The organism is Tepidiforma flava (assembly GCF_027594505.1).
GTDB classification, from domain to species: domain Bacteria; phylum Chloroflexota; class Dehalococcoidia; order Tepidiformales; family Tepidiformaceae; genus Tepidiforma; species Tepidiforma flava.
This window is the reverse complement of record NZ_CP115149.1, coordinates 2409962-2431538: the sequence shown is the minus strand read 5'-3', so window position 1 is coordinate 2431538 and position 21577 is coordinate 2409962. Positions and strand designations below refer to the sequence as shown.

Here is a 21577-nt window from a genome sequence, read left to right as displayed (position 1 = left end):
GCCTTCATCGTCAGCGGTCATCGGCGATGGGTCAATCGAAGATGCAGCGCCCGCAAACGGCACATTCGATAGCAACAAATTCATCCGTCTATGGCCTGTGCCTCATCACCCGATGATGTGCGAGGGTTGACCCGCGCCGGGAGCGGGGCATATAGTCCGCCGAAAGTTACGGATTTCACAACCCCGCCATGGCGCTCGAAATCCCCGAAGTCGTCATCAACCGCCTCCCGGTGTATGCGCGCGCGCTCGCCGAGCTGGCAGCCCGGGGCGAGACGGTCGTCAGTTCGCAGGCCCTCGGCGAACTGCTCGACGTCACCCCCGCGCAGATCCGCAAAGACCTGAGCTATTTCGGCCGTTTCGGCAAGCAGGGCCGGGGCTACAACGTCCAGGGCCTGCTTTCCAAGCTGCGCGAGATCCTCGGCATCGACCGCCAGTGGCGGGTCTGCCTCGTGGGCGTCGGGCGGCTCGGCCAGGCGATCGCCGAGTACGGCGGGTTCGGCCCGCAGGGCTTCCACATCGTTGCCGCCTTCGATGCGAACCCCGGCGTCGTCGGGCGAGAAGTCGGCGGCGTCACCGTTCGCCACATCGACGAGCTCGACGACTACCTTCGCGCGAACCGGGTCGATATCGGCATCGTCGCCGTCCCGGCCGCGGAGGCGCAGTCGGTGGTCGACCGGCTGGTCCATGCGGGCATCAAGGCGATCCTGAACTACGCGCCGATCACGGCCCACGTCCCGCACGACGTCACCATCCGGCACATCGACCCGGTGCTCGCCATGCAGAGCATGACCTTCTACATCAAGCGCAGCGAGTACGGCGGCGCGAAGTAGCCCCCGCCGCGGGCATCGCGCGGGAGGCGCAGGGACCGCCCGGTCAGCGCTGCTCCGCCTGCGGGAACATCCCGACGAGGTTCTCTTCCTCCGTCGGGAGGCTCCGCTTGATGACATCCAGGTGGTCGAGCGCGATGCCAGCGCCGATCGCGACGCACTCGAGCGGGTTGTCGGCCACGTAGCAGGGAACGCCCGTCTCCTGCGTCAGGAGCTCATCGAGATGGCGGAGCAGGGCGCCGCCGCCGGTCAGGACGATGCCGCGGTCGATGACGTCTGCGGCGAGCTCGGGCGGCGTCTTCTCCAGCACCGCGCGCACGGTCTGGACGATCGTTCCGAGGCAGTCCTGGATCGCCTGCGCCACCTCCGTCGAGGTGAGCGAAATCGTCTTGGGGAGTCCGCTCAGCTGGTCCCGCCCGCGCACCTGCGTCGCGAGCCCCTCGTCAATGGGGAGCGCGCTGCCAATGGCGATCTTGATCTCCTCGGCCGTCTTTTCGCCGATGATGAGGTTATGTCGCCGGCGGACGTAGGCGATGATCGCTTCGTCGATGCGGTCGCCGGCCATGCGCACCGATTCGGAAACGACGATGCCGTAGAGCGAAATCACCGCGGCCTCGGTCCGCCCGCCGCCGATGTTGACCACCATGTTCCCCCGGGCAGTGCCGATCGGAATCCGCGCGCCGATCGCCGCGGCGAGCGGTTCGGGCACGAGGTGGGCGGGCTTGCGCGCGCCCGCCTGTTCGGCGGCGTCGCGGACGGCGCGCTGCTCGACGCTCGTGACCCCCGCCGGGACGGTCACCATCACCTCCGGCCGAATCAGGTTGAACCGCCCCGTGACGAGCCCGATGAAGTACCGGAGCATCGCCTCCGTCGTGAGGTAGTCGGCGATGACGCCGTCCCGCATCGGACGGATGACGCTGATGGATCCCGGCGTGCGGCCCTGCATCGCGCGCGCTTCGTTGCCGACCGCGACGATCGCGTTGTCGCGGTTGTGCCGCGCGACCACGCTCGGCTCGTTGACGACGATGCCTTGCCCTTTGACGTAGACGAGGATGTTCGCCGTGCCGAGGTCGATGCCGACTTTCTTCGGGGCGAGGAACTCGAAGGCCATCAGGCGCGCTCCACTTCGACGCCCATCGTACGCAACTTCTCATCCAGCCGCTCATAGCCCCGGTCGAGGTGGTAGATGTCGTCGATGACCGTCGTGCCCTGCGCGACCAGCGCGGCGAGGAGCACCGCCGCCCCGGCGCGAACGTCGAGCGCGCGGACCCGGGTGCCGTGGAGCGGCGTCGGCCCGGAGACGATGGCCGACGAGCCGGTGGAGACGATCTCCGCCCCCATCTTCCGGAGCTCGCTGACGTAGAGCATCCGGTTATCGAACACCCGCTCGTGGATGATCGAGACGCCGTTCGCCTGCGTCAGGAGCGCGCCGAACGGCGCGTGGAGGTCGGTCGCGAGGCCGGGGTAGGGGAGCGCCTGGAAGCTGACTGCCCGGATCGGCTCGCCCCCGCGCACCCGCATCCCGCCCGGCTCCGTCGTGATGCTCGCGCCCGTGGCCCGCAGCTTGTGCAGCAAAGCATCCATCACGTCCCACGGCGCGTCTTCGAGGAACAGCTCGCCGCCGGTCATCACCGCCGCGATCGCCCACGTTCCCGCTTCGATGCGGTCGGGCATGACCCGCGCGCGCGTCCCGCGGAGGCGCTCCACGCCGTCGATTTCGAGGATCTGGCTGCCGATGCCGGTAATGCGGGCGCCCATCGCATTGAGCAGGCGGCAGAGCTCCTGCACCTCCGGCTCCGTCGCTGCGTTGACGATGGTCGTGTGCCCCCTGGCGAGGACGGCGGCCATCATCACGTTCTGCGTGCCGGAGACGGACGGGTAGTCCATGAACACCCGCGTCCCGGTGAGCCCACCGGGCGCGCGCGCGACGAACCGCTCGCCTTCCCGCGTGACGATGGCCCCCATCGCTTCGAAGCCGGACAGGTGGACATCGATCGGCCGCTGGCCGATGACGTCGCCCYCTGGCGGAGCCGACGCAGCGAAGCCGTGGCGGCCGAGCAGCGGCCCCATCACCTGGAACGATGCGCGGTTTTCACTGATGAGCTCCGTGGGCGCCTCGCAGGTGCGGACGCCGGCCGCGTTGAGCAGGAGCGCGTGGTCGGGCAGCCGTTCGACGACGGCCCCGAGGCTCCGGAGGAGCTCGGCCAGCGAATCGACGTCGGTGATGTACGGGACGTTTTCGAGGACCACGTCCTCGTCGGTCAGGAGCGCCGCGCACATCGCGGCAAGCGCGTGGTTTTTCGCGCCGGAGATGCGGACGCGCCCGCGCAGGACGGCGCTGCCCTGGACGATGTACTTGCCGCCGCGCACGCGGGTGGTCATTCCGAAGGTCAGTCTAGGGGCTCGTGCCGCATCACGCGAACGGCCCGCCGGGCGCCTTCGGGCCCCGCGGCGGGCCGAAAACAGCAGCGCGTGACCCGCGGCGGTGCTACACCTGCGGCCGGCCGGTGGTGCGCCGCCGGCGCTGCTCCGCGACCCGCAGGCGAAGGAGCGCGCGCTGGAGCGCCGCCTGGGCGCGGGCGAGGTCGACGTCGCGGTCGGCCTGCTCGCGGTAGCGGCGGATCCGCTCCTCGGCGCGGCGGCGGGCTTCTTCGGCCCGCGCGATGTCGATCTCTTCCGCTGCCTCGGAGGCGTCGGCGAGGACCGTGATGTGGTCGTTCTTCACCTCGAGGAAGCCGCCGGTGACGACGAACGCATCCTCCTGGCCCGCGCGCCGGATGACCATCTCGCCCGGTTCGAGGGTCGTCATCAGCGCCGCGTGCTTCGGGTAGATGGCGAGCTGGCCCTCCGCGCCGGGCACGATGAGGGCGTCCACGCCCTGTTCGACGCGGACGACCCGTTCGGCCGTGATGAGCTCGACCGTGAGCGGCATCGGTTACTCCTGCGCCAGCCGCCGGCCCTTTTCGACCGCGCTGTCGATGTTGCCGACCATGTAGAACGCCTGCTCCGGCAGGCCGTCGTGCTTGCCTTCGAGGATCTCCTTGAAGCCGCGGACGGTTTCGCGCACCGGCACGTACTGGCCGGGGTTGCCGGTGAACTGCTCGGCCACGAAGAACGGCTGCGTGAGGAACCGCTGGATCTTCCGCGCCCGGGCCACCGTCAGCTTGTCCTCGTCCGAGAGCTCGTCGATGCCGAGGATGGCGATGATGTCCTGCAGGTCCTTGTAGCGCTGGAGGACGCGCTGAACGCCGCGCGCCACCTCGTAATGCTCCTGGCCGACAACGCGCGGCTCGAGGGCTCGGGAGAAGGACGCGAGCGGGTCCATCGCCGGGAAGAGCGCCTGCTCCGCCAGCGACCGCTCCAGCGCGACGACCGCGTCGAGGTGGCCGAAGGTGGTTGCCACGCCCGGGTCGGTGTAGTCGTCCGCCGGCACGTAGATGGCCTGGAACGACGTGATGGAGCCTTTCTTCGTCGAGGTGATGCGCTCTTCGAGCTCACCCATTTCAGTCGCCAGCGTCGGCTGATACCCCACCGCGGACGGCATGCGGCCGAGGAGCGCGGACACCTCCATGCCGGCGAGCGTGTAGCGGTAGATGTTGTCGACGAAGAACAGGACGTCGCGGCCCTCTTCGTCGCGGAAGTACTCGGCCATCGTGAGGCCGGTCAGCGCGACCCGGAGGCGCACGCCGGGCGGCTCATTCATCTGCCCGAAGACCATCGCCATCTTCGGGAGCACGCCCGATTCCTTCATTTCGTGCCAGAGGTCGTTGCCTTCGCGGGAGCGTTCGCCCACGCCGGCGAAGACGGAGTAGCCGCCGTGCTCGCGGGCGATGTTCGAAATCAGCTCCTGGATGACGACCGTCTTGCCGACGCCCGCGCCGCCGTAGAGGCCGACCTTGCCGCCGCGGACGAGCGGAGCGATGAGGTCGATGACCTTGATGCCGGTTTCGAGAACGGACGGCGCGGTCTCCTGCTCCTCGAACGTCGGCGGCTCGCGGTGGATAGCCCAGCGGGGCGCGTCGTCGGGCGCCGGGAGGTCATCGATCGGCTGGCCGAGGACGTTGAACATGCGGCCGAGCGCCTTCGGACCCACCGGCACCGAAATCGGCGCGCCGGTATCGACCGCGCGGACGCCGCGGCGGAGGCCGTCCGTCGAGTCCATCGCAAGGCAGCGCACCCAGTTGTTCCCGAGGTGCTGCTGGACTTCGGTCACGAGGACCGAGCCGTCTTCTTTGATGATGTTCACGGCGTTGTACAGCGCCGGCAGCCGGTCCGGCGGGAACTCGACGTCGATAACGGTCCCGATGACCTGGACGACGCGTCCTTCGGTGGCAGTCATGACCATGGCAAGACCTCCGCGTGATTGGCGACGAACGTAATGGGAGCAGCGCTCATGCGGCTGCTCCGATGAGCAACCCTAGGTCGACCTGGGTGAGTGATTCGAATTCCCGGTCAGGGTCGGGGAGCGGGAGGCCCCGGGTGTACTCCGTCCTCACGGCCCACACCGTCATCCCGGCTGCGCGGGCCGAGAGGATGCCGGCTGGCGCGTCTTCGAATGCGAGGCACGCTGGCGCCGGAGTCTCCAGCCGTTTCGCGGTCAGCAGGTAGATCTCCGGGTGCGGCTTCCCCTCGAGCACCTCGCTGCCGGTCACGATGACGTCGAAGGCGTCGAGCAGTCCAAGCCGCTCGAGGCAGGCTTCCACCCACGGGCGGATGGAGGACGACGCCACCGCGAGCGGCACGCCGGCGCTCGCGAGCGAGGTCACCAGTTCGCCCGCTCCGGGCAGCGGGACAGCGTGCGCCCGGTACTTCTCGAGCATCAGCTCCCGGTAGCGGGCGGCGTACTCATCGAGCGGCCGCCGGAGGCCGAGGTCGCGCGCCATATCCTGCCAACCGGTCTTCGTGCCCATGTACGGCTTGTAGGCCTCGAGCGAGATGGAAAGCCCCTCCTCGGACAGCAGCTCGTTGACCGCCTGGAAATGCAGCGGCTCGCCGTCCACCAGGACGCCGTCCATGTCGAAGATGACCGCTGCGAACCCGGCCAGCGTCAACCCTCCAGTGCGGCAGCCCCGCCGACGATGTCGAGGAGCTCCTTGGTGATCTGCTCCTGGCGCGCCTTGTTGTAGGTCAGCGTCAGTTCGCGCGTGATTTCGTTTGCGTTGTCCGTCGCGTTCTTCATCGCCACCATCTGAGCGCTCTGGAAGCTCGCGGCATTCTGCAGGATCGCTTCGTAAATCTGCGTCTCCACGTACCGCGGCAGCAGCTCCGCGAGGACTTCCTGCGGCGACGGCTCGAAGATGTAATCCTGCGCGAACGTGCTCTCGCCCGGCGCTGTCTCCGCCTGCGGCGGCTCGATCGGCAGCAGCTGGCGGATCACCGGCCGCTGCGTGGCCGTCGAGACGAACTCCGGATAGCTGATGTAGACGCGGTCGAAGACGCCGGCGAGGTAATCGTCGATGACCAGCCGCGCGATGGGCGCCACCTGCGCCGCGCCGGGGTAATCGCCGAGGTCGGTGAACTCCGCGACGACGTTGACGCGGGCGCGGATGAAGAAGTCCCGCCCCTTCTTGCCGACGGCGATGACTTCGACCGGCTCCCGCTGGGTCGCGACGAACGTCCCCGCGGCCCGGTTGAGGTTCGAGTTGAGGCCGCCGCAGAGACCCCGGTCCGGCGTGATGTGCAGCAGGCCGATGTTCTGCACCTCGCGCGTCACGAGCAGCGGGTGCGCCGGCTTCTCCGGGTCGATCGTGGCCGCCGCGAGGTCGGCGATGACGGCGCGCAGCTTCTCGGAGTACGGCTTCGCCTGCAGCGCCCGGTCCTGGGCGCGCCGCATCTTCGACGCCGCCACCAGCTGGAGCGCGTTGGTGATCTTCGCGGTGTTCTTGACGCTCTGGATGCGTCGCCGGAGCTGCCGAATCGTCGCCATACGTTACCTGCGTTCCTTCAAGTCGACGCGCCGCCGGGCCGCGCGGCCTAGTACGGCACCGTCTCCTTGAACGTCTTGATGACGGTCGTGATGCGCTCCTGCAGCTCCGGCGTCATGACCGGGTTCGACTGGATCTCGTCCATGAGCGCCTTTTCGTTGCTGGCCAGGTACTTCCGCAGCTCGTTTTCGAACGAGCGGACCTTGGCGACCGGCACGTCGTCGAGCAGGCCGCTCGTCAGCGCGTAGATGACGAACACCTCCTCGGCGAGGCTGAGCGGCTGGAACTGGTCCTGCTTCCAGGATTTCCGTGGCGCGCTGCCCGCGCTCCAGCTGGCGCCGGGTCGCGGCGTCGAGGTCGCTCGTGCCGAACTGCGCGAAGGCGGCGAGCTCGCGGTACTGCGACATCTCCGCCTTGAGACCGGCCGAAACGGCTTTCATCGCCTTCGTCTGCGCGGCCGAACCCACGCGGCTGACCGACAGGCCCGTGTTGATGGCCGGCCGGATGCCCGCGTTGAAGAGGTCGGTCTCGAGGTAGATCTGGCCGTCTGTGATGGAGATGACGTTCGTCGGGATGTAGGCCGACACGTCGTTCGCCTGGGTTTCGATGATCGGAAGGGCGCTGAGCGATCCGCCCTTCTCGAGGCGCGCCGCGCGCTCGAGGAGGCGGCTGTGGAGATAGAACACGTCGCCCGGGTACGCTTCGCGGCCCGGCGGGCGGCGGAGGAGCAGCGACATCTGCCGGTAGGCCCACGCGTGCTTGCTCAGGTCGTCGTACACGATGAGCGCATCGCGGCCGCTCTCCATGAACTCCTCGCCCATCGCGCAGCCGGCATACGGGGCCAGGTACTGCAGCGCCGCGGATTCGGAGGCGTTTGCGGCGACGACGATGGTGTGCTCCATCGCGCCGTACTCCTCCAGCATGCCGACGACCTGCGCGACCTTCGCCGCCTTCTGGCCGATGGCGACATAGATGCAGATGAGGTCGCCGCCCTTCTGGTTGATGATCGTATCGAGCGCGATGGCCGTCTTGCCCGTCGAACGGTCGCCGATGATGAGCTCGCGCTGACCGCGCCCGATCGGGAACATCGCGTCGATCGCCTTGATGCCCGTCTGCACCGGCACCGAGACGCTCTTCCGGAGGGTCACCCCGGGCGCGATGCGCTCGACGGGGCGGGTCTTCGTCGTGTTGATCGGGCCCTTCCCGTCGATCGGGTTGCCGAGCGGGTCGACCACCCGGCCGATGAGCGCATCGCCGACCGGCACCTCGATGACGCGGCCGGTCGAGCGCACCTCGTCGCCCTCTTTGATGCCGAGGTAGTCGCCGAGGATGACGGCGCTGACCGACTCCTCTTCCAGGTTCAGGGCGATGCCCATCGTCCCGTTGGCGAACTCCAGCAGCTCCGAGTACATCGCGCCGGAAAGGCCGTGGATGCGGACCACGCCGTCGCCGGCCTCGATGACCGTGCCGACGTCGGTCGCGGTCACCTTCGAGCCGAAGTGCTCGATCTGTTCGCGAAGGATGGACGCGATTTCTTCAGCGCGAACTGCCATGCGGCATTACCCCTTCCTGAATCGAACGCCCGGCTACCGGGCTCCCTCCAATTCGCGGCGAAGTAGCTTCAGCCGCGTGCGAACGCTCCCGTCGATGAGCCGGTCGCCCACTCTGACGATCGCCCCGCCGATGATCGCGGGGTCCACGCGCGCGGTGGCGACGACCTGCTTGCCGAGCTGCTGCCCGAGCCGCGCCCGGATGGATGCAAGCTGCTCATCCGTGAGCGGAACCGCGGTCGTCACCTCGGCATGGGCGATGCCTTCGTAGTCGTCGGCGAGCCGGTTGAACGCCTCAGCCACCGCCCGCGCGTCCTGCGAGCGCCCCTTTTGGATGAGGAGCTTCGCGAGGTTCATCACCAGCGGCGAGACCTCGAGGACGCGTTCGAGGACGCGGAACTTCTGCTCCGCCGGGATGGCCGGGTCGGCGAACATCGGCGCCAGCTCCGATTCCGCGAGGACGGTCGCCATGTCGCTGACATCCGTGCGCCAGGCGGCCACCTCGCCGCGGTCCCGGGCGATGCTGAAGGCGGCCTGCGCGTACCGGCGGGCTGCTGCCGTATCTGCCATCGCCTAGTTCCCGCTGAACCGCGACTCGGCCAGCGTCTCTTCGATGATCCGCTGGTGCGCCTGCTGGTCGAGCGACTGGTTGATGACCTTTTCGGCTGCAGCGACCGTGATGGCCGCGAACTCGCGGCGCAGCTCCGCAATCGCGCGGTCGCGCTCGAGCTGGATCTCGTTGCGCGCCTTCTCGAGCGCGGCTTCGCGCTCGCGCGCCGCCTGCTCGCGGGACTCCGATTCGATGCGGCTGGCGATCGCCTGCGCGTTCGCCACGATCTCCTGGCCTTCCTTGCGGGCGGCCTCGAGCTGAGCCTGGATGTTCGCCTGCGCCGAGGCGGCTTCCCGCCGCGCGATTTCCGCCGCGTTCAGCCCTTCCGCGATGCGCTGCTTCCGGTCGTCGAGCATCCGAAGGACCGGCTTGTACAGCGTCACCCGGAGGATGATGAGCAGGACCGCGAAGTTCACGATCTGCGCGAGCAGCAGCGGAACGCTTACCCCAAGGGCAGAGAATGCGTCGCCCACGGCGTCACCCCTTTCCTCACATCATTCGGGCCGGGAGGGACCGAACCCCGCCGCGGCGCATCCCGATTAGATGACGAACGCGATGACGAGCGCCGAGAGCAGGGCGTAGATGCCGATGGCTTCGGCGAACGCGACGCTGAGGATGAGGTTGGTCTGGATGGCGGCGCGGGCTTCCGGGTTGCGGCCGAGCGCTTCCATCGCCTTGCCGGCGAGCATGCCGATCGCGAGCGCCGGGGCGATGCCGCCGATCGCCATCGCAAGCGCCGCGCCGATGGCCTTCGCGCCGGCGGTCTCGAGGATGACGAGGAACGGGAGATAGCTGAGAAGTTCCATGACCGATTTGCCTCCGTTGCACCCTTCCGCGGTGCGTTTTCCTGGAATACCTGCGTACAGGCGCTAGTGCGCCTGGACTGCCCCCGGTTCGTGATGGACGGCGGGCGCCCCGTGCCCGTCGCCGTGGCCGCCGTCGTGCCTCTCATGGTGCTCGTCATCACCGTGGTGCTCCACCGCACCCACCGCGAAGACCAGCACCAGCATCGCGAACACGACCGCCTGGATGAGCCCCACGAACAGCTCGAGACCGTAGATCCCCAGCGGCGCGAGGAACGGTACGAGGAACGTGAGGATGAGCAGCAGCACGCCGCCGGCAAAAATGTTGCCGAAGAGGCGGAAGGCGAAGCTGATGATGCGGATGAACTCCGAAAGCAGCTCCAGCAGGCCGACGAACGTGAGGATCGGGTTTTTGAGCGGGTTGATGAAGAACTTGCCGAGGTAGCCGAACCCGAGCGACTGGAACCCCCAGAATTCGATGACGAGGAACGCGAAGATGGCCAGGCCGAGCGTATTGTTCAGGTCGCTGAACGCCGCCCGGAAGAAGGGGTACACCAGCGCGATCTTGTCGCCCGGGAAATCGAGGGCAGTGAACGTGGTCCCGAGCGCCGGGCTGGTCACCCCAGCGTGGTGGGCGGCGCCCGCATCGTGGCCGTGGTCATCGGCCGCGATGAATTTCGGGGCCCCTGGGTCTGCCTCCAGCGCAGCGAACGCTGCCGCGACATCCGCCGGGTCAGCATGGCCGGTCCCGTGCGCCGCGTCGGCATGCGGGACGAAGCCGGTGTAGAACTCCGCAAGCGCGATGATGTAGCGGTCCAGGGCATCGCCCGGGTCTTCGCCGGCGTGGATCTCGAATTTGAACGTCTTCGCGCCGCTCTGGGCGACACCGATGCCGCCAGCGTCCTCCATCTGCCAGGCGAGGAAGTGCTTGTCCTTGTCGAACGGCTTCCCCTTCTCAGCCTTCAGCTGCATCTCGTGGAAGATCTCGTGGCCGTAGTCCTTCGTGATGCCGATGGACTTGAAGATCGGGGTAAGCGCCACCCAGTTCGCGACGAGGATGAAAAGGAAGAAGGTGCCGACGACCGGGAAGAAGCGGCGGGCGTTCTTCTCGCCGGCGATCTCTTCGACCTGGCCGTAGAGGAAGTCGATGATGGATTCGATGAAGTTCTGGGCCCCGGACGGGATCAGCTTCATCGAGCGGGTCATCAGGAAAGTGCCGAGGATGAGCACGAGCATCGCCAGCCAGGCTGCCATCAGCGTGGAGGTGATGGGGAAGAAGCCCACCTTCCAGAGGACTTCGCCGGGGATGACGATGTGCGGCTCTGGCCCGGCAGCGATGAAAAAGCCGGAGAGGATGACAGCGAGGGCGATGACCGCGATGACGATAATCTTCAAGCCGACTTCACTCCGGTGGCTCGTCATCGAGCCGGCTCAACAGGGGCTGCACCATCCGGTAGCCGCCGAACAGCGCGACGGCCAACCCGAGCACAATCCCGATGAGCGTGAATGTGGGCTCAAGCCCGGTTTTGCCATCGGCCCACCGGCCAATGACCACCCCAGCGATGACGGCGGTTGCGAAGAACCACCCCGCGCCGAGCAGGCTCGCTGCTGGTACGAGCCACGCCTTCACGCGGCCACCCYGGGGCACCCGGCCTCCAGACCCCGCGCATCATAGGCTGATTGTGAAGCAATGCGCAAGCAGAACCGGGAAGCGGATGGCCCGCGGATGCCGCGGGCCATCGGTCTATCGCTTATCGAAGTCATCGAGGTCGAGCCCCTCGATGAATTCCTTGAACACCCCGAGCTTTTCGAGTTCTTCCGGGTCGGCCGGTTTCGTCTCTTCGAGCGGCCGCGCGCCCGCCTTCGCTTCCTTCCCCTCGGCCTCTTCCCCCTCCTCCAGGATGACGCCGGCACGGTCGAGGACCGACTCCTCGGCGAAGATCGGCGCATCGACGCGCACCGCGAGGGCGATGGCGTCCGACGGCCGGCTGTCCACCTCGAGTGTCTTCCCGTTCACGTCGAGCACGATGCGCGCGTAGAACGTGTCGTTTTCGAGGTCGTTCACCACGATGTAGGCGACGCGCGCGCCGAGCTGCTCGATCATGTTGCGCAGCAGGTCGTGGGTGAGCGGGCGCGCCACCGAGACGTCCTGCAGCCGGACGGCAATCGCGTCCGCCTCGGCGGGGCCGATCCAGATGGGGAGATACCGGTCGGAGTCCTTCTCCCGCAGGATGACCACGCGCTGGTAGTTCATCAGGCTCAGCCGGATGCTTTCGATGCTCAGCTCTCTCACGTCGAGCCCTCCCGGGAGGCCGCGGAGATGCGGCTCCCGAAATCGATGATAGGTTCGCCCGGATCGGCGAGTCAACGAACCGATTCAGCGGTGCGAAACGGCCACGGTGCGCGGCCCGCGGTCCGCCCCGCGGCCGCTGCGCAGGTTCGCCACGGCCACGAAACCGGTCGCCAGGGCGACGATGCCGAACACCGGCGCCACGCCGATCCAGTCGCTCAGCACGCCCGCGGCGACGACCGGGACCGACGATGCGAGCGCCGCCATGGCCGCCTGCGTGGCGCCGACCCGGCCGCGGAGCGAGAGCGGCACCCGGTCGTCGATGACCGTCTGGCCTGCGACCGAAACGGTGGCGTAAGCGAACCCGAGCGGCAGCATGATGAGCATCGCGATCACCCCGCCGCCGTCGAAACGGCCGATAGAGACGCTGTTGAGCCAGCCGAACATCCCGAAGCCGCCGAGGAACCCGGCGAGCTGGTTGACCATCGCCAGCAGCCCGAGCGACACCACGAAGACGAGGAAGCCGCTGCTGCTGAGGAGCGAATGCGGCACCCGCCGCGCGAGGAAACCGGCGACCCGCAGCCCGATGGCGACGCCAATCACCGCGGGCAGGAGCACGATCGCCCCGAAGTCGATGCGGACGCCGAGCACCTCCGTGATATACGTCGGGATGAGACCGCTCAGAATGATGACCGTCGCGGAGATGAGGGTCAGTTCGACGGCAGCGTGCAGCACCGCCCGGTCGCTGCGCATCGCACGCCAGCCGGCCGTCCACCAGCGGCCGCCGGGCTCGCCCCCCACCTCCTGCCGCGCCGGTGCGGCGGTGCTCCCGATGAGCAGCGCCTGCACGGCGGCGACGGCAAACAGCCCCGCCGAGAGCCCGAACAGCGCGTCGCGCGAGTCGATGAGCCGGAGCACCACGGGCGTGACGACGCCGAGTCCGATCGCCTGGGCAGCGCCGCCCACCGCCTGGCCGATGGCGTTGGCCCGCGCCAATTCGTCCCGCCGCACGATGGCGGGCAGGATGGCGCTTTCTGCCGTCCCGGCGAACTGCGATGTCGTCGCCAGCAGCACCGCGAACAGGTAGTAGCTGACGGCGCTCCCCCCTTCGCGGAGGAAGAGGATGCAGATGGCCACCCGCGCGAGGTCGGCGGTGAACACGATGAGCCGCTTGGGGAGCACGTCGGCGGCCGTGCCCGCGACGAGCCCTGCAACCGTCGAGGGAACGACGAGCGCCAGGACGAGCAGCGAGGTGTAGACCGCTTTTCCGGTCTCCTCGGTGATCAGGAGCACGAGCCCGAAGTTGAGCGCGTTCTGGGCCACCCGGGAGAAAAACCGCGTGTAGCTCAGCATCCGGAACGGGCGCTGCTGCCAGAGGGGGACGCCCGCCGGGGCCGCGGCCTCACGCATCATGGCGAACGACCGCCTTCAGCCGGCGCTCGAACTCGCCGCGCTCCAGCATGACCCGCCGGCTGCATGTGACGCACTGCATGCCGATATCAGCGCCAACGCGATAGACCTGCCAATCCCACCCGCCGCACGGGTGGCGGCGCTTCAAACGGACGACATCGCCCTCCCGGAGCTCAGCCGGCATCGCGGGCAGCCCGCAGCGCATCACGCAGATCCCGGGCCGCCGCAGCCGCAGCGCCCGGGTCCGCCCCGGCGTACACGATGCTGCGCGACGCGTTCACCAGGACCTGCCCCGGGCGGTAGCCGGCGCACTGCACCACCTCCGCCGGCGAGCCGCCCTGGGCGCCGACACCGGGGATGAGCAGGGGGGCAGCGGGCGCGAGTTCGACCACCCGCCGAAGCTCGGCAGGCGCTGTCGCACCGACGACGAGCCCGGCATTCGGCCCCCACGATGCGGCGGCCTGGGCGACACGCTCGAAGAGCCGCCCGCCACCGCTCAGGTCGAGCGACTGGAACTCCGCCGCCCCCGGGTTCGAGGTGCGGCAGAGGATGTAGACACCGCGGTCGCGGTAGGCGAGGAACGGCTCCGTCGCGTCGCGGCCGAGGTAGGGGCTGACCGTCACAGCGTCGAATCGCCACGCTTCGAACAGCGCACGCGCATACGCCTCAGCGGTGCTGCCGATATCGCCCCGTTTCGCGTCGCCGATGACGGGAATGCCCGCGGGTATGGCGGCCAGCACCCGCTCCAGCGCCTGGAGCCCCGGGATGCCCCACTGTTCGAAAAACGCCAGGTTCGGCTTGTAGGCCGCAGCGAACGGCGCCGTCGCCGCGATGATGCCGCGCAAGTAGTCGGCCGCCTCCGCCGGGCTGTGCCTCCGGTAATCCGGGTCGAGCCCGACGCAGACGATCGAACCGATCTCCCGAGAGCGTGCGGCGAGCCGCTCGAAGTACGTCATCGCGCCGCCTCCTGCGCGGCCGGGACGATGCCGAGCCGGGCCGCACGGGCGCGGAACCCGTCCGGATCCAGGCTGGCAATGACGCTCAGTCCGCCGGGCCCCGGCGAGCGCGCGTCCGCAGCGTCGAGCAGGTCCAAAGCCCGCCGGGCGACCGGCTCCGAGGTATCGATCACCGCGACCCCCGGGAATTCCTGGGTGATGACCGGGCCAAGGAACGCGTAATGGGTGCAGCCGAGGACGACCGTGTCGGCGCCCCGGCTGATTTCCGGACCGAGGAGGTCGCGCAGCCGCGCGCGCGTCGCGGGCGCATCGGGCTCCCCGCGTTCGACCGCTTCGGCGAGGCCGCGGCCGACGACCCGCGCGACCTGTGCGCCGCGGCCGAATTCGGCGACGACCTGCTCCAGCAAGTCGCCGTCGAGCGTCCCCTCGGTCGCAAGGACGACGACGTGCTTGCTCCGGGACTGCTCAGCCGCCGGCTTCACCCCGGGGACCATCCCCACGAACGGCACGCCGGGGAAGGCCTGCCGCAGCTCGGCGAGCGCGGCGGCCGATGCCGTATTGCAGGCGACGACGATCAGCTTGACGTCGCTTGCGAGCAGCCGGTGGGTAATCGCGAACGCCCGCTTCCGCACCTCCGCTGCCGGCCGCGGCCCGTACGGGAACCAGGCGGTATCGGCGAAGTACAGCACGCGCTCGGCCGGGGCCGCGGCCAGCAGCGCGCGCGCTACGGCGAGGCCGCCGACGCCGGAGTCGAACATGCCAACCGGGCGGGGGTCCACGAACGGAAGCGTACCATGCAGCAGGTTAGTAGCCCGGTGGCGCGGCCTCCGCGATAGTGCCTCCCATGGTCCGCGACATCCGCCTTGCGCTGCTCCCGCCCGCGGGGACATGGCCGCGCGCGCGGGCGGTCGCCGTCGTCGATGCGCTCCGCGCGACGACGACGATCTGCGCACTGCTGGGTCATGGGGCGCGCGCGGTCATCGCCGCAGACAGCGAGGAGCGGGCGCGGCAGCTGGCAGCGGAACGGGGAGCGCTGCTCGCCGGGGAAGTCGGCGGCCTTCCGCCGCCCGGGTTCGACCTCGGCAACAGCCCCGCGGCCGTCGACCGGGCCGCTGTCGGCGGCCGCGACGTCGTGCTGTTCACGACGAACGGGACGAAGGCGCTCTGCGCCGCCTCCGCAGCGGGCCCGGCCATCGCGGCCGCCGCCGTGAATGCCTCTGCCGCCGCGAGCTGGCTGTCGCACGCTGAGGACGTGCTCATCGCCTGCGCCGGCGAAGCCGGCGGCACCGTCTTCGCGCTCGAGGATTTCGCCGTCGCCGCGCACCTCATCCAGCTGCTTTCCCGCGGCCATCCCGCCGCCCGGCTGGACGATGCCGCGCGCCTCGCACTCGCCATACCCGAGCCGCTGCGGCTCCTGCGCGAGGCGCGCCATGCCCGCGACCTCGAAGCGCTCGGGCTCGCAGCAGACATCGCGTTCGCCGGCCAGGCGGACCTCTTCGAATCCGTGCCGCTGGTCACTGCCCGGGGCGAGGGCTGGGCCCGCCTCGAGCCTGCCCCCGCCTGACCTGCCGCCAGCGGTCCGCGAGCTCCGCGACGGCGCGAGGGTCGGGTTCGCGGCCCGCGTAACGCGCCTCCTCGAACAGCGCCGTGATCTCGTCCGCGAGGTCGGAGCGGTAGGTATCTTGGAGCACCGGGGCGAACTCGTGCGGCGTCTGTGCCGGGTCCCGGGGATGGCCGCGGCGCTCCGCGTCGTCCAGCACCTCGAAGTACAGCCGCGCGGCAGCTGAAGCGCCCGGGTCGGGCGCGGCCTGCCGGCGGCCCGGCCGGAGGCCCCGGAGCAGCCCGAGCACGTCCTCCCGCAGGCTGCCGGCTGCGTCGCCCCGCACTGCCCCCTCCCGCAGCGCGGCATACCGGCGCCGTGCGCGCGTCCACGCGAAAACGATCCCGGCAACGAGGGCAGTGAACAGCAGCAGCGCGGCGGTCCGGGCGCCGAACAGCCCGACCTGCTCGGGCAGCGACTGGTCACCGCCCGAGCCGGCAGGCTGCTCCGCAGCGGGCCGTTCGAGCACGCGCTCGAGCCCCTGGAGCGGGTCGATGCCGCTGAACAGCCGCTCGAAGATCGCCGTCAGCAGCCACGCCACAGGCGTCAGCACGATGATGAGCACCCGCTCGGCCGCAGCCCCCAGCGGCGGGCCGATGACCGGCCCGAGAAATCGCATCGCGATACCAAAGAGGGCGAACGACACGATCGCCGCGGCGGCCACCCCCGCGAGCAGCACCGCCGTGATGCCGCCCGACCGGAGCGTGCCGAGTGTGGCCCCGCCGAGCGCGAGCTGGGCGAGCGCCAGCGAGACGACGGCCGCGGCGAAGAACGCCGCCGTGAGCGTGCCGAGGTCGCCTGCCCGTGCGGAGCCCGCGCCCAGCACCGCGCTCGCGATGACGACCGCGAACGGCAGCAGCATCGTCCGGGCGTGGTGCTCCRGGTCGAAGTCCTGCTCCGCGCGCGCCGCACCCCGCGCCCACGCCCCGGCGAACAGCAGCACCGCGGCCAGCACCGGGGCGCCGGCCTCCATCGTGGCCTCCGGCTCGCGGTAGAAGTTGACCAGCCAGCCGAAGGTCCATCCGGAGAGGTCCCCCGCGGCAGTGAGACTCGCGGCGGTCAGCACGAGCGCGAGCGCCGTCCCGGCGGCGGCCAGCGTCGCCCGCCGCGGTTCGAGCCAGGCCCCGGCGAGCCGCGGCGCGAAGAACCCCGCGATCACGAGGAGCAACAGCAGCGGAAACCCGGCCGCCGGGCTGCCCGCCGCGAAGGCCAGGCTCACGAGCGCGGCGAGGGCAGCCAGCGCCAGCGCGTCCGCCAGGAGCGCGGCGCCTATCGCCGCCGCGCCGATCACGCGAGCACCTCCGCCGCCTGGAACGCGCCGCCCACCCGCGCCGCCTGCACCCCCGGGATGTCGGCGCGGGCCGCGCGGTCGGTCGTCGCGAGGAGGTGAACCCGGTGTCCTTCGTTCGCGAGCCGCTCCAGCGCGTCCGCGAGCGCCTGCGGCACGAGCGCCGCCACCGCCACGATGGTCGAGCCGCGTTCGAGCCTCCCGCTCTCCCGCCGTATCGCCCCGGCCAGGTCGCCCATCGTCAGCGGCTGGATGACTGCAAGCGCCTCGAGCAGCCGCGCGTGCTGGTCGCGCGCCCGCGACGGCGGCAGCCGGATCGGCCGGTCGGCGTCCGGGTAGGCGCCGTTCGCGAGCAGCCCGACCGCGTAGCGCGCACCGGCCGCCCATGTGATGACGGACGCCGCCACCGACACCAGCCGCTCGAGTTCGTCGGAGATGTAGCCCTCCCATGCGTGCTCGAGCGTGTCGACGTTTAGGAAGACGTAGAGCTGGCGGGTCGCCGACGGTTCGTAGACCCGGGAGCGAAGCTCGCCGGACCGCGCCGTCGCTTTCCAGTCGATGCGCCGGAGCGGGTCGCCCGGCCGGTACTCCCGGAGCCCGGCGATGCGCAGCGGGTCTTCGAAGATGCGCTCGCCCCCGCGGACGTCGCCGAACGGGCGCTCCGCCGGAAGGCCGAGCTCGGGCAGCCGGTAGACCCGCGGGTAGACGATGAGGTGGTCAACCTCGCCGTCCTCGGTCCGCGACGGCCACGCGCCGATGAGGTCCGACGAGCGCATCGAGGCCGGGCCGACCGGGTGATAGCCGCGCCGCTCGCAGCTCAGCGTGAACTGCCAGCGTTCGAGCGAGTACCAGCCCGCGGCGCCCCGGCGCACGAGGTAGTGGAGCCCCGGGACGGCGCTTGCCGCGAGCTGCTCGCCCGTTACCAGAACGTGTTCGCCGAGGGCGAGGCGCCACTCGAACCACGGCAGCGGCAGCAGTTTGCGGTTTTCCAGCTCGACCTCGAGGGTGACCGGTTCGCTTCGGAACACCCGCCGCTCCGCGAGCCGCCGGCGCAACGTGACGCGGTCGAACAGGCGGTTCGCCCACCACCGGGAGCCGAGGCCGATGGCCATGACGCCGAGGCCGACGAGCGCCACGAGCGGCAGGCCCGCCCCGAACCCGACGATGAAGAGCAGGCCCCCGATGAACGGCCACGCGTCGCGGAACGGCACCGGTCAGCCCTCGATCGGCGCGGGCACCCGCTCCACGACCTCGGCGAGCAGCGCTTCGACGTCGCGGCCCCGGAGGCGCGCCTGCGTCGAGAGGATGACGCGGTGGCCGAGGACGTAGGGGACGAGCGCTTTGGCGTCGTCGGGCAGGACGTAGTCGCGGCCCTCGAGCACGGCCCGCGCCCGCGCCGCGCGGAAGAGCGCGAGCGTGGCCCGCGGGCTGCCGCCGAGTTCGAACGCCGGCTCCGCGCGGGTCGCCTGCACGAGCTGGACGATGTACCGCCGCACAGGCGGCGCGACGTGCAGCCGGCGCAGCTGCGCCGCCATCTCGAGCAGCGCCGGCGCCTCGATGACGGGGCGCAGGGACTCGAGCGGGCTTTCGGCCTCGAACCGCTGGAGGATGAGGTCCTCCTCGTCTTCTCCCGGGTAGCCGAGCCGGAGGCGCAGGAGGAAGCGGTCGAGCTGCGCCTCTGGAAGCGGGAAGGTGCCCTCGAGCTCGACCGGGTTCTGGGTCGCGATGACGAGGAAGGGGGCCGGCATCCGCACCGTCGTGCCTTCGACCGTCAGCTGCCGCTCTTCCATCGCTTCGAGGAGCGCCGACTGGGTTCGCGGCGTCGCCCGGTTGATCTCATCGGCGAGCACGACCTGGGCGAGCAGCGGGCCCTCGCGAAAGACGAACTCCCCGAGCTTCTGGTTGTAGTAGGTGATGCCGGTGATGTCGCTCGGCATCAGGTCGGGCGTGAACTGGATGCGCTTGAACGAGCAATCGAGAGAGCGGGCAATCGCCTTCGCGAGCGTCGTCTTGCCGGTTCCCGGCACGTCTTCGAGCAGCAGGTGACCTTCGCAGAGGAGCGCGACGAGGGCGAGGTCGATGACCTCCCGCTGCCCGACGATGACGCGCTCGACGTTGGCGCGGAGGCGTTCCGCGGTGTCCCGGATGGCTGCGGCCTCAGCCGGGCTGAGGCGCTGGTCGTGGGATGCTTCGTTCATGGTGCGCGGATGTTACGCCCCCGGCGGGGAGGCTGGCATTCCGGTCCAGCGGTCCGGCTCCGTAGACTGCCGGATCGTGGCGCGCGTCCAGCCCATCCCGCTCGGCGACAACACCGTCTACCTGCTCGACCACGAGGGCAGCCGGGTGCTCATCGATACCGGCCCCGACTACCGCGGCGCGGCGGAAGCACTCGCGGAGGCGCTGGGTGGGCGGCTGCCGGACGTCGTCGTGGCGACGCACGGGCACCTCGACCATGCCGGCCTCGGCGGGTGGTGGCAGGAGCAGGGCGTGCCGGTGGCGCTCCACCCGGCCGATTGGCCGCTCGCCCGCGGCGAAGCCCCCTCCGAGGCGGAGTTCGACGCCCTCGAACGGTTCGCGCAGGAGTCAGGCGCGCCGCCGGATGTGGCGGCCGAGGCCGCCGCCGCCATCGCTGCCCGCCGCGCATGGAGCCGCGCATCCCGGGCCGCCGACGGCTATCCCCCGGGCGGACGCGACCGGCGATGGCCGACGGGCCTGCGCTACCGGCCGTTCGGCCCCCGCCTGCGGCTCGACGACGTCGGCGTGCCGGGGCTCCRGGTGATCCACCTCCCCGGGCATACGCCGGGCAATGCCATCGCGTGGCTGCCGTCCGAGGGCTGGCTTTTCTCCGGCGACCAGCTCCTTCCGGGCCTCACCCCGACGCCGGCGCTGCAGGCGCACCACGGCGCCGGCGGCCCGGACTGGCGCTTCCGCAGCTTCCCGGCCTTTCTCGCGGCGCTCCGGCGCCTCCGGGGGCTGCGGCCGGCGCGCTGCTTCCCCGGGCACGGCGAGCCGTTCGGCGATGTCGATGCCGTCATCGCCGCCAACCTCGAGCAGGCGGAACAGCGGATGGCGCGCACGCTCGACGTGCTCCGGAGCGAAGGCCCGCTGCCGCTCTATGCGATCGCGGAGCGCCTCTACCCGCGCGCCCTCCGGCGGCGGTTCTGGCAAATCGCCGCGACCGTGCAGGGGTTCCTGGACGGGCTCGAAGCCGAAGGGCTGGCGGTCTTCGAAAACGGGCGCTGGCAGGCGGCTCAGGCGGCCAGCGCCCCGCGGTCGTAGCCGGAATCGACGACCTCCCCGGGCTCTATCCAGCCCACGAGGTCGCCGTGCCGCTTGAGCACGAGGTGCTCCCGCCCGCCCGGCAGGCGGACGAGTTCGAAGTCGGCAGGCGGGACGGTCGCGACTTCGTCCACGGAATCCACGAGCAGGGCGGCCGTTTCTTCGCCCGCCGAAACGACGACCAGGCGCCGGTCCCGCGTCGCATCTGCTGCCGCGAAGCCCAGCCTGGCCGCAAGGTCGACCACGGGAAGGGCATGGCCCCGGACCTGGGTGAGCCCGAGCACGCCCGGCGGCGCACCGGGCGCGGGCGTCAGCGGACCCGGCACCRGGATCTCCCGCACGGCATCGATAGGCAGCGCGTGCCGGCTGCCCCCTGCGGCGAAGATGACACACTGGACCGGTTCCGACGGCAAGACGCGGCGCACCATCGAACTCCACCTCCACCGGAGGTATCGGCACCCGCCTGCCTGCGTGGAGCACGCCGAGCGCCCTTTGCTACGATTGTCACGTGAGCTTTACCGAACTGGCGAACGCGCGCCTCGAGACCATCGGGTTCCGCTCGACCGCGCCGCGCCGCGCCGTCCTCCGCGCCATCGAATCCGCCAGCGCGCCGTTCACGGTCGAAGAGCTGCTCGAATCCCTGCCCGGCGTCGGCCGGGCGACGGTGTTTCGGACGGTCAAGCTCCTCCACGAGCTGGACCTGCTCTGCCGCGTGCCGCTGGAAGACGGCAGCATCCGCTACCAGCTGAGCGAAGGCGAGCACCACCACCATCTCGTCTGCCGGCGCTGCGGGCAGTTCACGGAATTCACCGACCTCGAACTGGATGCCCGCATCCAGGAGCAGGCCCGGGCGCACGGCTTCACGCTCGAAGGGCACGCCGTCGAGCTCTACGGCGTCTGCCGCTCCTGCGCGGCGGGCGGGCTCTAGCGCCGGGGTGGCGGAATGGCAGACGCAGCCGGCTTAAACCCGGCGGCCGCGAGGCATGTGGGTTCGAATCCCTCCCCCGGCACCACCTGAGCGCACCGCAGTTCTCCCGCTT

At 70.2% G+C, this 21577-nt stretch carries 24 protein-coding genes, 1 tRNA gene and 1 pseudogene; 5 read left to right on the top strand and 21 right to left on the bottom strand.

Annotated elements, in window-relative coordinates; translation table 11 throughout:
• Positions 1-188: 188 nt before the first annotated feature.
• Positions 189-830 carry a redox-sensing transcriptional repressor Rex gene (locus tag O0235_RS13355; RefSeq protein ID WP_270056272.1) on the top strand — a complete coding sequence of 214 codons (642 nt, stop codon included), beginning with the start codon at positions 189-191 and terminating at the stop codon, positions 828-830.
• A 43-nt stretch (positions 831-873) separates the two neighbouring features.
• On the opposite strand, the gene O0235_RS13350 is transcribed toward O0235_RS13355, so the two are convergent.
• The 17 genes and pseudogenes from O0235_RS13350 to murI all read right to left on the bottom strand — a co-directional run bounded on the left by O0235_RS13350 (position 874) and on the right by murI (position 15149).
• Complete coding sequence (locus tag O0235_RS13350; RefSeq protein WP_270056271.1) at positions 874-1938, bottom strand: rod shape-determining protein; 1065 nt, start codon at positions 1936-1938, stop codon at positions 874-876.
• Entirely contained in the window at positions 1938-3209 is a 1272-nt protein-coding gene (gene murA, locus O0235_RS13345; RefSeq protein WP_270056270.1) for a UDP-N-acetylglucosamine 1-carboxyvinyltransferase, read from the bottom strand. Before murA ends, O0235_RS13350 begins: the two co-directional genes overlap by 1 nt.
• Positions 3210-3315: 106 nt before the next feature.
• Positions 3316-3759 (bottom strand): F0F1 ATP synthase subunit epsilon, encoded by a 444-nt coding sequence (locus O0235_RS13340; RefSeq protein ID WP_270056269.1) that lies wholly within the window; start codon positions 3757-3759, stop codon positions 3316-3318.
• 3 nt (positions 3760-3762) lie between these two features.
• Positions 3763-5166 (bottom strand): F0F1 ATP synthase subunit beta, encoded by a 1404-nt coding sequence (gene atpD / locus O0235_RS13335; protein ID WP_279348178.1) that lies wholly within the window; start codon positions 5164-5166, stop codon positions 3763-3765.
• 52 nt (positions 5167-5218) lie between these two features.
• Positions 5219-5878 carry an HAD family hydrolase gene (locus O0235_RS13330; RefSeq protein WP_270056267.1) on the bottom strand — a complete coding sequence of 220 codons (660 nt, stop codon included), beginning with the start codon at positions 5876-5878 and terminating at the stop codon, positions 5219-5221.
• Positions 5875-6753, bottom strand: a complete 879-nt coding sequence (atpG, locus tag O0235_RS13325; protein ID WP_270056266.1) for an ATP synthase F1 subunit gamma — start codon at positions 6751-6753, stop codon at positions 5875-5877. Before atpG ends, O0235_RS13330 begins: the two co-directional genes overlap by 4 nt.
• A gap of 47 nt (positions 6754-6800) precedes the next feature.
• Positions 6801-8304, bottom strand: a pseudogene (gene atpA, locus O0235_RS13320) (F0F1 ATP synthase subunit alpha).
• Positions 8305-8337: 33 nt separating this feature from the next.
• Entirely contained in the window at positions 8338-8871 is a 534-nt protein-coding gene (gene atpH / locus O0235_RS13315) for an ATP synthase F1 subunit delta (RefSeq protein ID WP_270056265.1), read from the bottom strand.
• 3 nt (positions 8872-8874) lie between these two features.
• Positions 8875-9384, bottom strand: a complete 510-nt coding sequence (gene atpF / locus O0235_RS13310; protein WP_270056264.1) for a F0F1 ATP synthase subunit B — start codon at positions 9382-9384, stop codon at positions 8875-8877.
• Positions 9385-9450: 66 nt separating this feature from the next.
• Complete coding sequence (locus O0235_RS13305) at positions 9451-9717, bottom strand: ATP synthase F0 subunit C (protein WP_270056263.1); 267 nt, start codon at positions 9715-9717, stop codon at positions 9451-9453.
• Between the two features lie 63 nt (positions 9718-9780).
• The gene (locus tag O0235_RS13300) at positions 9781-11109 is read right to left on the bottom strand and encodes a F0F1 ATP synthase subunit A (protein ID WP_270056262.1); all 1329 of its coding nucleotides are present in this window, start codon (positions 11107-11109) and stop codon (positions 9781-9783) included.
• A gap of 7 nt (positions 11110-11116) precedes the next feature.
• On the bottom strand, positions 11117-11344 hold the full coding sequence (locus tag O0235_RS13295; protein WP_270056261.1) for an AtpZ/AtpI family protein: 228 nt from the start codon (positions 11342-11344) through the stop codon (positions 11117-11119).
• A 114-nt stretch (positions 11345-11458) separates the two neighbouring features.
• Positions 11459-12007 (bottom strand): bifunctional nuclease family protein, encoded by a 549-nt coding sequence (locus tag O0235_RS13290; protein ID WP_270056260.1) that lies wholly within the window; start codon positions 12005-12007, stop codon positions 11459-11461.
• A gap of 84 nt (positions 12008-12091) precedes the next feature.
• Positions 12092-13417: an MFS transporter gene (locus O0235_RS13285; protein ID WP_270056259.1), complete on the bottom strand. Its 1326-nt coding sequence runs from the start codon at positions 13415-13417 to the stop codon at positions 12092-12094.
• On the bottom strand, positions 13407-13598 hold the full coding sequence (locus O0235_RS13280; protein ID WP_270056258.1) for a DUF951 domain-containing protein: 192 nt from the start codon (positions 13596-13598) through the stop codon (positions 13407-13409). The genes O0235_RS13285 and O0235_RS13280 overlap by 11 nt, the downstream gene beginning before the upstream one ends.
• Complete coding sequence (gene pyrF, locus O0235_RS13275) at positions 13588-14370, bottom strand: orotidine-5'-phosphate decarboxylase (protein ID WP_270056257.1); 783 nt, start codon at positions 14368-14370, stop codon at positions 13588-13590. Before pyrF ends, O0235_RS13280 begins: the two co-directional genes overlap by 11 nt.
• Entirely contained in the window at positions 14367-15149 is a 783-nt protein-coding gene (gene murI, locus O0235_RS13270) for a glutamate racemase (protein ID WP_270056256.1), read from the bottom strand. The genes pyrF and murI overlap by 4 nt, the downstream gene beginning before the upstream one ends.
• A gap of 65 nt (positions 15150-15214) precedes the next feature.
• Here murI and O0235_RS13265 point away from each other — a divergent pair, with 65 nt between their 5' ends.
• Positions 15215-15934, top strand: a complete 720-nt coding sequence (locus O0235_RS13265) for a 2-phosphosulfolactate phosphatase (RefSeq protein ID WP_270056255.1) — start codon at positions 15215-15217, stop codon at positions 15932-15934.
• Here O0235_RS13265 and O0235_RS13260 read toward each other — a convergent pair.
• From O0235_RS13260 to O0235_RS13250, 3 genes are read right to left on the bottom strand one after another with little or no spacing between them, the layout of a single operon-like run.
• Positions 15885-17261 carry a DUF4129 domain-containing protein gene (locus O0235_RS13260; RefSeq protein ID WP_270056254.1) on the bottom strand — a complete coding sequence of 459 codons (1377 nt, stop codon included), beginning with the start codon at positions 17259-17261 and terminating at the stop codon, positions 15885-15887. The genes O0235_RS13265 and O0235_RS13260 overlap by 50 nt on opposite strands.
• On the bottom strand, positions 17258-18469 hold the full coding sequence (locus O0235_RS13255; protein ID WP_270056253.1) for a DUF58 domain-containing protein: 1212 nt from the start codon (positions 18467-18469) through the stop codon (positions 17258-17260). Before O0235_RS13255 ends, O0235_RS13260 begins: the two co-directional genes overlap by 4 nt.
• Before the next feature lie 3 nt (positions 18470-18472).
• Positions 18473-19456: an AAA family ATPase gene (locus O0235_RS13250; RefSeq protein WP_270056252.1), complete on the bottom strand. Its 984-nt coding sequence runs from the start codon at positions 19454-19456 to the stop codon at positions 18473-18475.
• 76 nt (positions 19457-19532) lie between these two features.
• Between O0235_RS13250 and O0235_RS13245 the strand changes: the two genes are divergently transcribed.
• On the top strand, positions 19533-20537 hold the full coding sequence (locus tag O0235_RS13245; protein WP_270056251.1) for an MBL fold metallo-hydrolase: 1005 nt from the start codon (positions 19533-19535) through the stop codon (positions 20535-20537).
• On the opposite strand, the gene O0235_RS13240 is transcribed toward O0235_RS13245, so the two are convergent.
• On the bottom strand, positions 20510-20965 hold the full coding sequence (locus tag O0235_RS13240; protein WP_270056250.1) for a chemotaxis protein CheW: 456 nt from the start codon (positions 20963-20965) through the stop codon (positions 20510-20512). The genes O0235_RS13245 and O0235_RS13240 overlap by 28 nt on opposite strands.
• Positions 20966-21045: 80 nt before the next feature.
• Here O0235_RS13240 and O0235_RS13235 point away from each other — a divergent pair, with 80 nt between their 5' ends.
• Together O0235_RS13235 and O0235_RS13230 are read left to right on the top strand one after the other, a co-directional pair.
• On the top strand, positions 21046-21465 hold the full coding sequence (locus O0235_RS13235) for a Fur family transcriptional regulator (RefSeq protein ID WP_270056249.1): 420 nt from the start codon (positions 21046-21048) through the stop codon (positions 21463-21465).
• Position 21466: 1 nt separating this feature from the next.
• A tRNA-Leu gene (locus O0235_RS13230) sits at positions 21467-21550 on the top strand.
• The last annotated feature ends 27 nt before the right edge of the window (positions 21551-21577 follow it).

What these genes read in the sequence shown, in the direction of transcription:
- O0235_RS13355 (WP_270056272.1), top strand. Translation starts at nt 189, where the DNA reads ATGGCGCTCGAAATCCCCGAAGTCGTCATCAACCGCCTCCCGGTGTAT.
- O0235_RS13350 (WP_270056271.1), bottom strand. Translation starts at nt 1,938, where the DNA reads ATGGCCTTCGAGTTCCTCGCCCCGAAGAAAGTCGGCATCGACCTCGGC.
- O0235_RS13340 (WP_270056269.1), bottom strand. Translation starts at nt 3,759, where the DNA reads ATGCCGCTCACGGTCGAGCTCATCACGGCCGAACGGGTCGTCCGCGTC.
- atpD (WP_279348178.1), bottom strand. Translation starts at nt 5,166, where the DNA reads ATGACTGCCACCGAAGGACGCGTCGTCCAGGTCATCGGGACCGTTATC.
- atpG (WP_270056266.1), bottom strand. Translation starts at nt 6,753, where the DNA reads ATGGCGACGATTCGGCAGCTCCGGCGACGCATCCAGAGCGTCAAGAAC.
- atpH (WP_270056265.1), bottom strand. Translation starts at nt 8,871, where the DNA reads ATGGCAGATACGGCAGCAGCCCGCCGGTACGCGCAGGCCGCCTTCAGC.
- O0235_RS13305 (WP_270056263.1), bottom strand. Translation starts at nt 9,717, where the DNA reads ATGGAACTTCTCAGCTATCTCCCGTTCCTCGTCATCCTCGAGACCGCC.
- O0235_RS13285 (WP_270056259.1), bottom strand. Translation starts at nt 13,417, where the DNA reads ATGATGCGTGAGGCCGCGGCCCCGGCGGGCGTCCCCCTCTGGCAGCAG.
- O0235_RS13280 (WP_270056258.1), bottom strand. Translation starts at nt 13,598, where the DNA reads ATGCCGGCTGAGCTCCGGGAGGGCGATGTCGTCCGTTTGAAGCGCCGC.
- pyrF (WP_270056257.1), bottom strand. Translation starts at nt 14,370, where the DNA reads ATGACGTACTTCGAGCGGCTCGCCGCACGCTCTCGGGAGATCGGTTCG.
- O0235_RS13265 (WP_270056255.1), top strand. Translation starts at nt 15,215, where the DNA reads ATGGTCCGCGACATCCGCCTTGCGCTGCTCCCGCCCGCGGGGACATGG.
- O0235_RS13250 (WP_270056252.1), bottom strand. Translation starts at nt 19,456, where the DNA reads ATGAACGAAGCATCCCACGACCAGCGCCTCAGCCCGGCTGAGGCCGCA.